The 13,038-nt window shown below is 46.1% G+C and carries 10 protein-coding genes; all 10 read left to right on the top strand.

Features of this window, described 5'->3' with window-relative positions:
• Nucleotides 1-172: 172 nt before the first annotated feature.
• The 10 genes from ACFQ3J_RS10130 to ACFQ3J_RS10085 all read left to right on the top strand — a co-directional run bounded on the left by ACFQ3J_RS10130 (nt 173) and on the right by ACFQ3J_RS10085 (nt 13,003).
• The gene (locus tag ACFQ3J_RS10130) at nt 173-4,489 is read left to right on the top strand and encodes a PolC-type DNA polymerase III (RefSeq protein ID WP_379292731.1); all 4,317 of its coding nucleotides are present in this window, start codon (nt 173-175) and stop codon (nt 4,487-4,489) included.
• 202 nt (nt 4,490-4,691) lie between these two features.
• Entirely contained in the window at nt 4,692-5,150 is a 459-nt protein-coding gene (gene rimP, locus ACFQ3J_RS10125; protein ID WP_091155212.1) for a ribosome maturation factor RimP, read from the top strand.
• A 133-nt stretch (nt 5,151-5,283) separates the two neighbouring features.
• A complete protein-coding gene (gene nusA / locus ACFQ3J_RS10120; RefSeq protein WP_047909682.1) occupies nt 5,284-6,381 on the top strand; it encodes a transcription termination factor NusA in 1,098 nt (365 codons plus the stop codon).
• Between the two features lie 30 nt (nt 6,382-6,411).
• A complete protein-coding gene (gene rnpM / locus ACFQ3J_RS10115; RefSeq protein ID WP_091155215.1) occupies nt 6,412-6,720 on the top strand; it encodes an RNase P modulator RnpM in 309 nt (102 codons plus the stop codon).
• Nucleotides 6,713-7,036: a L7Ae/L30e/S12e/Gadd45 family ribosomal protein gene (locus ACFQ3J_RS10110; protein ID WP_091155217.1), complete on the top strand. Its 324-nt coding sequence runs from the start codon at nt 6,713-6,715 to the stop codon at nt 7,034-7,036. The genes rnpM and ACFQ3J_RS10110 overlap by 8 nt, the downstream gene beginning before the upstream one ends.
• Nucleotides 7,029-9,692: a translation initiation factor IF-2 gene (gene infB / locus ACFQ3J_RS10105; protein WP_251583236.1), complete on the top strand. Its 2,664-nt coding sequence runs from the start codon at nt 7,029-7,031 to the stop codon at nt 9,690-9,692. Before ACFQ3J_RS10110 ends, infB begins: the two co-directional genes overlap by 8 nt.
• Nucleotides 9,693-9,719: 27 nt before the next feature.
• Nucleotides 9,720-10,073 (top strand): 30S ribosome-binding factor RbfA, encoded by a 354-nt coding sequence (gene rbfA / locus ACFQ3J_RS10100; RefSeq protein WP_091155223.1) that lies wholly within the window; start codon nt 9,720-9,722, stop codon nt 10,071-10,073.
• A 21-nt stretch (nt 10,074-10,094) separates the two neighbouring features.
• The gene (locus ACFQ3J_RS10095; protein WP_251583238.1) at nt 10,095-11,072 is read left to right on the top strand and encodes a DHH family phosphoesterase; all 978 of its coding nucleotides are present in this window, start codon (nt 10,095-10,097) and stop codon (nt 11,070-11,072) included.
• Nucleotides 11,069-11,992 carry a tRNA pseudouridine(55) synthase TruB gene (truB, locus tag ACFQ3J_RS10090; protein ID WP_091155227.1) on the top strand — a complete coding sequence of 308 codons (924 nt, stop codon included), beginning with the start codon at nt 11,069-11,071 and terminating at the stop codon, nt 11,990-11,992. Before ACFQ3J_RS10095 ends, truB begins: the two co-directional genes overlap by 4 nt.
• A 57-nt stretch (nt 11,993-12,049) precedes the next feature.
• On the top strand, nt 12,050-13,003 hold the full coding sequence (locus ACFQ3J_RS10085; RefSeq protein ID WP_251583239.1) for a bifunctional riboflavin kinase/FAD synthetase: 954 nt from the start codon (nt 12,050-12,052) through the stop codon (nt 13,001-13,003).
• Nucleotides 13,004-13,038: the final 35 nt, after the last annotated feature.

Here is a 13,038-nt window from a genome sequence, read left to right as displayed (position 1 = left end):
ATCAATTTCATAATACCTTCGGCTGCTTCAATCAAGACTATTAATTGATTCACATGTGTAAGAGAATGACAAGCTTCTGTCCGAAATGAGACGGTGCCTTTTAGCGGATCGGTTCCCATTTTTGCGTGCAGGAGCTTTTCATGTTCTATGGTTTGAAACGGGGGGAGAAAGATTGAACGGAACGGATGAGAAGAGAAAACGGTTTGAGCTGCTGATGAAACAGGTTGATTTGCCGGCGGGCATCGTGGAGCCTCATTTTATTGACGGCTTTATCGACCAGGTGGAAATTAGCCGCATGAACCGTGAATGGCACATAACCATTACGAAGGATACACTGGTTCCCGCTCCTGTCTTTAAAGCATTCTGTCTGCATATTCGAGATAAAATGAGTCATATAGCCAAGATTTCGTTTACTTTCAACTACGGTACTGCTGTATCCGAAGCAGATATTGTCGGAGAGTATTGGAATTTGTTCCTGGAATGGGTGCATCAGCAAATTCCTTCTGTTAATGGATGGATGAACCGGGCGACTCAGGAAGTTGAGTCTGGTCTACTCACGCTAACAATGAGTGATGGCATGGCGCTGGAGCTTGCCCGCAAGAAGCAGATTGATCAGGCAATAACCACGTATTATGATCGTTACTTCAAGCTCCCGCTTAAGGTGAAGATGCTGGTTGGCGAGAGTAACCGAGAAGAGCTGGAGAAGTTTGAACAGAAGAAACGGGAAGAAGAACGTGTTGTCATTGAGAACATGATGAGCATGATTGAAGCCGAGATGGCCCCAATAGAGGAAGAAGAAGGCGATGTTAGGCTTCAAATGGGATATGAGATTAAGGAGCCGGCAGTGCCTATTCAGGAAGTTCAGGATGAAGAGAAGAAGATTACTCTTCAAGGTACCGTATTTGGTTTGGACAAAAAAGAGCTCCGCAACGGTAATACGCTTTACATGTTCTACTTGACCGACTTTACGGATTCCATGCAGATGAAAGTATTTGCGAAGTCCAAAGAAGATGTCAAAATTATGAATCTGCTGGCGAATGGAAAATGGCTGAAGGTTCGCGGGCGAGTTGAATACGATCGATTTATGCAAGTACCTGAGCTCGCCATGATCCCTTCAGATCTCGTCGAGGTGCAGGCACCGCCAACACGTAAGGATAACGCAGCAGAGAAGCGAGTCGAATTTCACCTTCATACGAAGATGAGTACGATGGACGCGGTAACTTCCATCGATACTTATGTCAAAACGGCAGCCAAATGGGGACACAAAGCGATTGCTGTAACAGATCATGGAGGCGTTCAAGTATATCCGGAAGCAGCCAAGGCTGCTAAAAAGCACGGCGTCAAAATGATTTACGGACTCGAGGCGAATATCGTCAATGATGCTGTAGAGGTTGTTATGAAGCCGCAGCCCTTGGAGTTAAAAACAGCCGAATATATTGTGTTTGATATAGAGACGACAGGTTTATCGGTAACACAGAACAAAATCATTGAAATTGCAGCAGTAAAAATGCAGGATGACAAGGAAGTGGATCGATTTGCGACCTTTGTGAATCCTCATGAACGAATTCCGTATAACATCCAGCAGCTGACCAACATTAACGATGATATGGTCAAGGATGCGCCAGAGCTTGAGCCTGTGCTGCAGGACTTCGTCAAGTTTGTGGGAAACGGGATATTAGTGGCGCACAACGCGAGATTTGACATTGGCTTTATTCAAGCCAATCTCAAAACAATCGGGATGGAACCATTGGAGAATCCCGTACTGGATACACTGGAGCTCGCCAGATTGCTGCATCCAACGATGAAAAATCACCGCTTGAATACACTGGCGGATAAATATAAGGTTTCGCTTGAGAATCATCACCGGGCGATTGATGATACGATTGCGCTTGCCGGCATACTGACAGGGCTGCTGAATGATGCTTCACAGCTGAAGGGTATCACAATGCTGGACCGGCTGAATGATTACGTAGGCATGGACCTGTCCAATGCAAGGCCGTTCCACAGTGGGATATATGCACTTAATGGTACAGGCAAGAAGAATTTGTACAAGCTGGTTAGTCTGTCCCATACACAGCATTTCAAGCGGGTTGCGACGATCCCGAAGTCGAAGCTGGTGGACCATCGAGATGGACTGCTAATCATGTCCGGCTGCGAGAAGGGTGAGTTTTTTGAAGCTGTACTCAATAAATCGGTTGAAGAAGCTGAGGAGATTGCCCAATTCTATGACATTTTGGAGATTCAACCGATTACGATGTATATGCATCTTGTTGACAAGGGACTGGTGGCAACGCCGGACGAGATTAAAATTGCGATTCGCAAAGTGGTTGAGATTGGTGACAAGCTGGGCAAACCGGTCGTTGCTACAGGGAATGTGCATTACCTTGATCCGAGAGACAAAATTTATAGAGATATTACGATTCACGGGATAACCGGGTTTAGTCCACTTAAGGATATGCGTAAGCCGGATGCTCACTTCCGTACAACAGACGAAATGCTGGAGGAATTCGAGTTCCTTGGCAAGGACAAAGCTTATGAAGTGGTCGTCACGAATACGAGTGAGCTGGCCGACCGCTTTGAAGAGATACAGCTCTTTCCCAAAGAGCTCTTTACCCCAATTATTGAGGGAGCTGAAGAAGAGATTCGCAGCAAGTGCTACGAGACAGCTAAATCTATTTACGGTGAAGAAGTACCGGATGTTGTCGTTAAACGACTGGAAAAAGAGCTGGAGCCCATTATCAAATTCGGATTCTCTGCCAACTATCTTATTTCAGAGAAGCTGGTTAAGAAGTCGAACCAGGATGGATATCTGGTAGGCTCCCGGGGTTCCGTAGGTTCCTCTGTCGTAGCTACATTCCTTGGTATATCCGAGGTTAATCCACTGCCTCCGCATTATATTTGTGTTAATCCGGAATGCAAGCACAGCGAATGGTTCCTTGATGGCAGTGTGAAGAGTGGATTTGACCTCCCTCTGAAGGATTGTCCTGAGTGCGGTAAACCTTACAAGGGTGAAGGTCAGGGTATCCCTTTCGAAACGTTCCTTGGCTTTAAGGGTGACAAGGTTCCCGATATTGATCTTAACTTCTCTGGTGAATACCAGCCCAAGGCTCACCATTTTACAAAGGTAATGTTTGGTGAGAAGAACGTATTCCGTGCAGGGACGATTGGTACGGTAGCGGAGAAGACGGCCTTCGGATTTGCGAAGAAATACGAGGAAGCTCATCACAAATCCTGGAGAGGTGCGGAGCTAAATCGGCTTGCATCAGGATGTACCGGCGTGAAGCGGAGCACCGGACAGCATCCGGGCGGAATTGTCGTTGTACCGGACTATATTGAAGTTGAGGATGTCACACCTGTACAGTATCCGGCAGATGACACCAGTGCGGAATGGAAAACGACGCACTTTGACTATCACGCCTTCGAGGATAATTTGCTCAAGCTGGATATTCTGGGACATGATGATCCGACGATGATGCGGATGCTTCAGGATTTGACAGGCGTTGATCCAACTATAATTCCAATGAATGATCCCAAGGTCATGAGCATGTTCAACTCAACGGATGCGCTTGGTGTAACCCCCGAGCAGATCCGTACGCCAGTTGCCACTTATGGCGTGCCGGAGATGGGTACCAAATTCGTTAGACAGATGCTGCAGGAATCCCAGCCAAGCACCTTTGCTGACCTCTTGCAAATATCAGGGTTGTCCCACGGGACTGGCGTATGGCTCGGCAATGCACAGGAGCTGATCAAGAACGGAACCTGCAACATTAAGACCGTAATTGGCTGTCGGGACGATATCATGCTGTTCTTGATTTATAAGCACGGCATGGATGCTGCACTTGCCTTCAAAATTACCGAGAGTGTACGTAAGGGTAAAGGACTCAGTCAGGAATGGATTGATGAAATGAAGAACTGTAAGGTTCCGCAGTGGTACATCGATTCCTGTCTGAAAATCCAGTACATGTTCCCGAAAGCCCATGCTTCTGCTTATGTTATATCAGCAGTTCGTACTGCATACTACAAGCTGTATTATCCTATTGAATATTACGCAACCTATTTCTCAGTACGTGCTGAGGATTTTGATATTGAGCTGGCATGTCAGGGCTATGAAGCAATATCTCGGAAGATCGTTGAGATTGAGCAGCTTGGCTTCCAGGCTTCGACGAAGGAGAAATCGATGTTATCGGTGCTAGAGATGGCGCTTGAAATGACAGCACGAGGATATAGCTTCAAAACGATTGATCTGTATCGATCGGATGCGACACGCTTCACGATTGAGGGGGATTCCCTGATTCCTCCTTTCTCTGCCCTTGCAGGTATTGGTGACAATGCAGCTCGCAATATTGCAGCAGCACGTGAACACGGGGAGTTCTTGTCCATTGAAGATTTCCAGCAGAAATCGAAGGCGAGTAAGACAGCGGTGGAGCTGCTGACGCAAATGGGCTGCTTCCGTGGTCTGCCAGAGAGCAATCAGCTGTCACTCTTCTAGTCAGAAATCATGACTAACCGATACAGAGACAGCGAGTCAAGTGACTATACTTGTCACTAATGTCTGACTATGTTATAATTTTTATGGTAATCATGAGGATAAAACCGTTGCTTAAAGAGTGGGGAAACCCACTCTTTACTCTTTGGTATACACTTTAATTTGCCGGTTAACCGGAACGAACCTGACTTGGAGGTTACCTTATTTGAGCACAAAGATTAAAACTACCGTGGAAGAAATGATCAAGCCTTTTCTGGATGAGCATGAATTTGAGCTCATAGATGTAGAATACGTGAAAGAAGGAAGCAATTACTTCCTGCGTGTTTACGTGGATAAAGAGGGTGGCATCGATCTGGATGATTGCGGATTGATCAGTGAATTTTTAAGCGCAGAGCTGGATAAGAAGGATCCGATCCCTGATGCATATTTTCTAGAAGTCTCTTCTCCCGGTGCTGAACGCCCCCTGAAGAAGTCTGCCGACGTGGCCAAGGCGGTAGGAAAGAATGTGTACGTCACTACATATGAGCCGATAGACGGTCTGAAGGAATTTGAAGGCGAATTGTTATCTTTTGAAAACGACGAATTGGTTATTGCCTCAGGAAAAAAAGAGCATGCCGTTCCTTATTCAAAAGTGGCGAGTGCACGTTTGGCCATTGTTTTATAAGTGTTAAATTTACACACTATATGATCAGATTCGTCCCGCGTACAACGGCAAGGTTCTCTTTAATGTTTCTGTATAAAGAGAACTTCGCCGTTTTACGCTATGGATGACATGTTTGAAAGGGGGATTTACATTCATGAGTATGGATTTTATTGAAGCGATGAATGAACTAGAAAGGGATAAGGGAATCAGCAAGGACATTTTGTTCGAAGCGATTGAAGCTGCGCTGATTTCGAGCTATAAGCGTAATTTTAATACAGCGCAGAATGTTCGTGTTGACATGAACCGGAATTCAGGGGTTATCCGTGTATATGCTCGTAAGATGGTTGTAGAAGAGGTGCTGGATCCTCGGACCGAAATTTCTTTGCCTGCAGCAAGAGAGATTAACCCGCATTTTCAGCTGGAGGATGTAGCTGAGATCGAAGTTACACCAAGAGATTTCGGCCGTATTGCAGCTCAAACGGCAAAGCAGGTTGTAACACAGCGTATTCGTGAAGCGGAACGCGGGCTTATCTATAATGCTTTCGTTGATAAAGAAGAGGACATTGTAACAGGTGTTGTACAGCGCCAGGATCTGCGCAGCATTTATATTGACCTCGGCAAGGTTGAGGCGGTTCTTCCTCTTACGGAGCTTATGCCGAATGAGAAATTTGTTCACGGGGATCGGATCAAGGCATATATCACTAAGGTTGAGAACACGACAAAAGGTCCGCAAATTGTGCTTTCTCGCACACACCCTGGGCTGCTGAAGCGTCTGTTTGAGCTTGAAGTGCCTGAAATCTTCGACGGTGTAGTCGAGATTCGTTCCGTTGCGCGCGAAGCAGGCTTCCGTTCGAAGATCGCCGTTCATTCTCGTAATGAAGAGGTGGATCCGGTTGGTTCTTGCGTAGGTCCGAGAGGGACTCGTGTTCAGACGATCGTTAACGAGCTTCGCGGAGAAAAAATTGATATCGTGAAATTCTCTGAATCGGTTGAGGAATATGTTGCTAACGCACTGAGCCCATCTAAGGTTCTGGAAGTTCAGGTGTTTGAGAACGAGAAGATGGCTCGAGTTATTGTTCCGGACTATCAGCTGTCTCTAGCCATTGGTATCAAAGGTCAGAATGCGCGTCTTGCTGCCAAGCTAACGGGCTGGAAGATTGATATCAAGAGCGAAAGCCAGGCAGAGCAGGAATTTGGCAGAGAAAAAGACTCTTCTGGTGAAATGCATCAGGATTCCATCACCGTCGATTAAGCTGTACTGAAGTGATTGGGGGTCTACAGAATGAAACAACGCAAAGTACCGCTTCGCAAATGCGTGGCTTGTCAAGAAATGATGCCGAAGAAACAGTTAATCAGGGTTGTTAAAACACCGGAAGATGAAGTGCTGATTGACCTTACGGGCAAGAAATCTGGTCGTGGTGCTTATCTTTGCGGTAAGGAAGCTTGCTTCCGTCTGGCTCAGAAGAACAGATCACTCGATCGGGCGCTCAAGTCGCAAGTGAAGCCTGAGATCTATGAGCAGCTTGCACAAGACTTTATCAGTGCCGAAGATGAATTTTTGGCCGCAAGGGATAGGGCTGAAGATGAATAAGGCGCTGTCCTATGTAGGTCTTGCGACGCGAGCAGGCAAACTAGTTTCTGGTGATGAAATTGTACTAAAAGCTATCCGGTCTTCCGAAGCGAAAATGGTTATTGTTGCGGCCGATGCATCAGCTAATACACTCAAAAAATTCCGTGACAAGTGCAATTCGTACAACGTTCCTCTTCTTATCGGCTTCAATCGGGAAACACTTGGCAGTGCCATGGGTAAACCAGAACGTGTTGTACTCGCTGTAACGGATCCGGGATTTGTCAAAATGATCGCGAAGCAGGCCTTGACAATGTCGGAGGTGGAGTATATTGAGTAAACAAGATAGCAAACTGCGAGTTTATGAATATGCAAAATCACTCAACATGAGCAGCAAAGAAATTATTACCATTCTTAAGAAGCTGGATATCCCCGTTAACAATCATATGAGCGTAATGGAGAATGGATCCGTTGCGAAGGTAGAACAATTTTTTAACAATATAAAAGCGGGAGCCGCAATTAAACGTGAGCAGAGCTCATCCGCTCAGACGGTTGCGACATCGGCGGTTCATGAAGATCAAGGAGCGACCGAGCGTCCTAATTCGTCTTTTCAAGGAGGTGCCACACAGAATTTGCAAAACGAAGTGAAGAACAATGAGTCTAAGAATACACGGAATGCTTCTGAGAACAGTAACTCAATACCAAAAAAACAACAGGAAAAGCAGGTAGGTATGAATAATAGACCAAATCAAAACAATAACAGTGGATCCCAACGGCAAAGCGGTCAAGATAACCGCAGATCAAACGGCAGTGTAGGCCAATCAGCTGGAGGTCAAGGAAACCGTCCTTCACAAGGAGGAAATGCAAGCCGTCCTTCACAAGGAGGAAATGCAAGCCGTCCTTCACAAGGAGGAAATGCAAGCCGCCCTTCTCAAGGAGGAAACGCAGGACGTCCTTCACAAGGCGGAAATGCGAACAGGCCTTCTTCCCAGCAAGGCAGTGGCCAAGGAAGTAACCAAGCCAGAAGCAACAACAGCACAGCGGGCGGCAACAACCGCGGTGGCCAAAACCGTAACAACAGTAACAACAGTAACAGCAGTAACAATAATAATCGCAGTGGCGGCGGACGTCGTTTTGAAGATGGCAACGGCAGAGGCAACTACCGTGGCAACAACCGCGGTGGAAAAAACAACCGTGGAAGAAACCAATCCAATCAGCCACCTCGTGAGAAGATCGACAATACACCAAAGAAAATTATCGTTCGCGGTAACATGACGGTAGGTGAATCGGCGAAACTGCTTCACAAGGATGCTTCTGAAGTCATCAAGAAACTCATATCGATGGGTGTAATGGCAACCATTAATCAGGAGCTGGATATCGACACGATTCTGCTTCTTGCAGGTGAGTTCGGTGTTGAAGTTGAAGTGAAGATCCCAGTTGAAGACGATCGCTTCGAGACGGTTGAAGAAAACGATGATCCAGCCGATTTGAAAGCTCGTCCTCCAGTTGTTACGATTATGGGTCACGTTGACCATGGTAAAACAACACTTCTGGATACCATTCGTTCCACAAGTGTAACTTCTGGCGAGGCAGGCGGCATCACCCAGCATATTGGTGCATACCAAGTAGAGATTAACAACAAAAAGATTACCTTCCTCGATACTCCGGGTCACGAAGCGTTTACAGCGATGCGTGCCCGCGGTGCGGAAGTAACGGATATGACGATTATCGTGGTTGCAGCTGATGACGGTGTCATGCCTCAGACAGTAGAAGCAATTAACCATGCTAAGGCAGCAAATCTGCCGATTATCGTTGCTGTCAACAAGATTGACAAGCCGGGAGCAGATCCGGATCGTGTTAAGCAGGAGCTTACCAACTATGAGCTCGTTCCGGAGGAGTGGGGCGGAGATACCATCTTTGTTAACGTTTCGGCGAAGCAAAAAATGGGTATTGAAGACTTGCTCGAAATGATCCTGCTCGTGGCAGAAGTGAACGAATATAAGGCGAACCCGAACAAGCGTGCACGTGGTACAGTTATTGAGGCTGAGCTGGATAAAGGCCGCGGACCAGTGATGCGTCTGCTTGTTCAACACGGTACACTCAAAGTCGGAGATGCGTTTGTAGCAGGTAATTGCTTCGGACGTGTTCGTGCTATGGTAAATGATAAAGGCCGTAAGCTCAAAGAAGCAGGTCCTTCAACTCCGGTTGAAATTACAGGTCTGCAGGAAGTACCTCTTGCGGGTGATCCGTTTATGGTATTTGAGGATGAGCGTAAGGCTCGCTCCATTGCTGACAAGCGTGCAATTACACAACGTGAATCCGATCTGGGTACTCATACGCGTGTAACACTGGACGACTTGTTCAAACATATCAAGGACGGAGAGATCAAAGATCTTAACGTGATTATCAAGGGAGACGTTCAAGGTTCGGTTGAGGCACTTAAGGGGTCTCTAGCGAAGATTGAAGTTGAAGGTGTACGCGTGAAGATTATCCACAGCGGCGCTGGTGCGATCACCGAGTCAGATATCATTCTGGCAGCTGCATCCAATGCCATTGTGATCGGATTTAATGTTCGTCCTGACGTTCAGGCGAAATCTACGGCTGAATCGGAAAAAGTCGATGTACGTATGTACAACGTTATTTATAACGTAATTGAAGAGATCGAGCAGGCCATGAAAGGGATGCTGGACCCTGAATTTAAAGAGAGTGTCATCGGTCATGCCGAAGTACGTAATACCTTTAAGATCAGTAAAGTGGGAACCATTGCGGGATGTATGGTTACTTCCGGTAAAATTTCCCGTGCAGCACAAACTCGCGTCATTCGGGATGGAATCGTTATTTTTGAGGGCAAACTAGACTCATTGAAACGTTACAAAGATGATGCTAAAGAAGTGGCGCAAGGTTATGAGTGCGGTATTACCATTGAGAATTTCAACGATATTAAAGAGGGCGACGTTATTGAAGCGTTCGTAATGGAAACAGTTGAACGCAAATAATGTCCTTTGCTAGAGAGGTGAACACCTATGGCTAAAATTAGAACAGGACGTGTTAATGAGCAGGTAAAGAAAGAACTGAGCTTGCTGATTCAATCCGAGCTGAAAGATCCGCGTATCGGTTTTGTAACGATTACGGGTGTCGAAGTAACGAATGACTTGTCCCAAGCCAAAGTATATTTGAGTGTTCTCGGTGATGAGGAACAGAAGAATAATTCCCTGAAGGCTCTGGATAAAGCGAGCGGTTTTCTTCGCAGCGAATTGGGCAAACGGGTTAGACTTCGTCATGTTCCCGAGTTAATATTCAAGATTGATGAATCCATCGCATACGGAAGCCGCATCGAGAAGCTGCTCACCGAGATCGATAAACCGGATTCTAAATGAAAATGAATAGAGGCGACGGCAATGCAGACTTATGAACAGGCGCTTGAGCAAGGAAAAGAATTTCTTCTCTTGCATGATGACTACCTGGTCGTGTCGCATGTACAGCCGGACGGAGATGCAGTCAGCTCCACCGTTATGGTGGGCTGGCTTCTCTCATGTCTGGGGAAGAAATTCACAATGATTAATGAAGGACCGATACCACAGCGCATGCAGTATATGTGGAATGCGGACCAAATACTTAATGCTTCAACTCAGTCCCCGCCGAAGCAGTTTCAACATGTCATATGTGTTGACTGTGCGGATTATGAGCGTGTAGGTAAAGTTACACACTGGTTTGCAGATGAAGCCGATATTCTGAATATTGATCATCATCCAACGAACAACGCTTATGGCAAAGTGAACATTATTAAGGATGATGCAGCAGCAACTGCAGAAATTTTATATGATCTTGTGGAAGCTTGTGGCGTGGCTTGGGATAAGGAAGCGGCGACAGCGGCATATACCGGTCTATTGACCGATACCGGAGGATTCCGATATTCAAGCACGAGTCCAAAGGTGATGAAGATGGCTTCTGATCTGCTTGCACTTGGTGTAAATGGCCCCATGCTTGCTGAACGACTTCTCGAAGAGATTACATTGCCACAGCTGAAAGTATTGACAAGAGCTCTTAATACATTGTCTATTTCTGAAGATGGACAAATTGCCTGGGTCGTTGTCACTCCTGAAGATATGGCTGAGTGTGGTGCTCTAAATGATGATCTCGAAGGAATCGTTAACTATCCGCGGAATATTCAAGGCGTCGAGGTCGGCATCCTTTTTAAAGTCATCAATGATGAGGTTGCTAAAGTCAGCTTCAGATCGGCTGGTAAGGTGGATGTGGCTGCTCTGGCCAAAGGTTTTGGCGGCGGCGGACATGTTCGCGCAGCAGGAGCTAGAGTTGAAGGTCCATGGCAAGAAACGGTGAATCAAGTAGTAGAACGGGTGAAATCGCAATTATGAACGGATATGAAGGAGTGCTTCCTGTATACAAGCCAGCAGGCTTTACATCACACGATGTCGTAGCGAAGATGCGGGGCATTCTGAAGATGAAGAGGATTGGACATACGGGTACACTAGACCCTCAGGTCACAGGAGTGCTTCCATTGTGTCTCGGAAGAGCAACAAGAGTAGTTGAATACTTGCAAGAGCTTCCGAAGGAATATGAGGCAACACTTCGATTGGGTATTGCAACAGATACAGAAGATATAACAGGTGAGATTATTGATCGAGCTGACCTGGTTGAGGTTACTCCAGAAGAGGTCGAACAAGTCCTGGGACAATTTGTAGGGAAGATTGCTCAGGTTCCGCCCATGTATTCAGCAGTTAAGGTGGATGGAAAGAGGCTGTATGAGCTGGCTCGTCAAGGAAAGACGGTTGAGCGCAAAAGCCGCGAGGTGACCATCCATGAGCTGGAGCTGAAGAAGCTTACAAGCAAAGACGGCTATCCCGAAATTTCATTCCGTGTGCTGTGCTCCAAAGGTACTTATATTCGTACATTATGTGTGGATATTGGCAAGGAGCTGGGTTATCCGTCAACTATGGTAGAGCTCACGAGAACGATGTCGGCGGGAATTCCCTTGGGGCGTTGTCTTAAGATCGAGGAGATTCAGGAATGTGTTAATGAAGGGACTCTGTCCAGTTATCTCATTCCAACCGACCAATCCATTTGGAACATGCCTGCTTACATTCTGGAAGAAGGTTATGAAAAATCCGTGTTTCAGGGAAAAAAGCTGTCTGATACACTCGTGAATCAAAAAATTAATGAGGAAGGATTAATAAGGCTATATTCTGCCAATGAACAATTTCTAGGAATTTTTGATTGGACAGCAGAATCAGGTATAATTACACCTGTTAAAGTGTTTTTGCCAGAGCCTTCTTAATATTTTATCTTAATATAGGTTTTATCGTAAAATCGTGGGAATTGCAGGTGAATAATCGTGATCAGAAAGATGTTATCTTTTCCGCTGGCAGAAGGTGTGCTGGATGAACTGTCGAAGCCGCAAGTGCTTGCTATTGGACAATTTGACGGACTCCATCCCGGCCACGCCAGCGTCATACAAACCGCAGTGAATCTTTCCCGGGAGCAGGGAATACAGGCTGCTGTTCTGACATTCCATCCTCATCCGAAAGAAGTCATACGGAAAGGGGATTACCAAGGATATTTAACTCCGCTGAAGGAGAAAGAGGCCATTCTTGAAGAGATGGACATCGATGTCATGTATGTTCTGGAATTCAATGAATCTCTGTCGAATCTATCTCCTGAACAATTCGTGAATCAATTTCTAATCAAACTGGATGTCCAAACAGCTGTTGTCGGATTTGATTTTCGATTTGGCCACAAGGGCGCGGGTGATGAGAACACACTCAGGGAATTAGGGGCGCCTTCCATGAACGTTGTTACTGTTCCGCCGCTCAAGCTGAATGGTGATAAGATCAGTAGTTCCTTTATTCGAAAAGCACTTCATGAAGGCGACATAGATGAAGTTACTCGTATGCTGGGCAGACCTTACTCCTTTACGGGAATTGTTATGGATGGAGAGAAGCGCGGCCATACGATCGGCTTCCCAACAGCCAATGTTGAGCCTTCTGGGAATTATGTTGTCCCTCTTAAAGGTGTTTATGCGGTGTGGGTTACACATGATAATAGGAGACTTCCGGGTGTTATGAATATTGGGGTTAAGCCAACGTTTCACGACAACCGTACCAAGCCTTCCTTTGAAGTACATTTGCTCGATTACAGCGGGGACTTGTATGGAGAAGAGCTGAAGGTTGAGCTTATTCATTTTCTTAGAACAGAGCAGAAATTTTCTTCAATTGATGCGCTGATCGCTCAGATTAAGCAGGATTCGGAAACGGCAAGTCAGCTTCTGTCTGGCGAATCTCAAAACTAGTAATAAATGTGAAGTTTAGATTTACATGAAATAGG

The sequence above is a fragment of the Paenibacillus provencensis genome (assembly GCF_042678545.1).
Classification (GTDB): Bacteria; Bacillota; Bacilli; order Paenibacillales; family Paenibacillaceae; genus Paenibacillus; species Paenibacillus provencensis.
This window is presented reverse-complemented; position numbering and strand designations above follow the sequence as displayed.

Coding starts and splice junctions, on each gene's coding strand:
- nusA (WP_047909682.1), top strand. CDS start 5,284: ATGAGTATGGATTTTATTGAAGCGATGAATGAACTAGAAAGGGATAAG.
- rnpM (WP_091155215.1), top strand. CDS start 6,412: ATGAAACAACGCAAAGTACCGCTTCGCAAATGCGTGGCTTGTCAAGAA.
- ACFQ3J_RS10110 (WP_091155217.1), top strand. CDS start 6,713: ATGAATAAGGCGCTGTCCTATGTAGGTCTTGCGACGCGAGCAGGCAAA.
- rbfA (WP_091155223.1), top strand. CDS start 9,720: ATGGCTAAAATTAGAACAGGACGTGTTAATGAGCAGGTAAAGAAAGAA.
- ACFQ3J_RS10095 (WP_251583238.1), top strand. CDS start 10,095: ATGCAGACTTATGAACAGGCGCTTGAGCAAGGAAAAGAATTTCTTCTC.
- truB (WP_091155227.1), top strand. CDS start 11,069: ATGAACGGATATGAAGGAGTGCTTCCTGTATACAAGCCAGCAGGCTTT.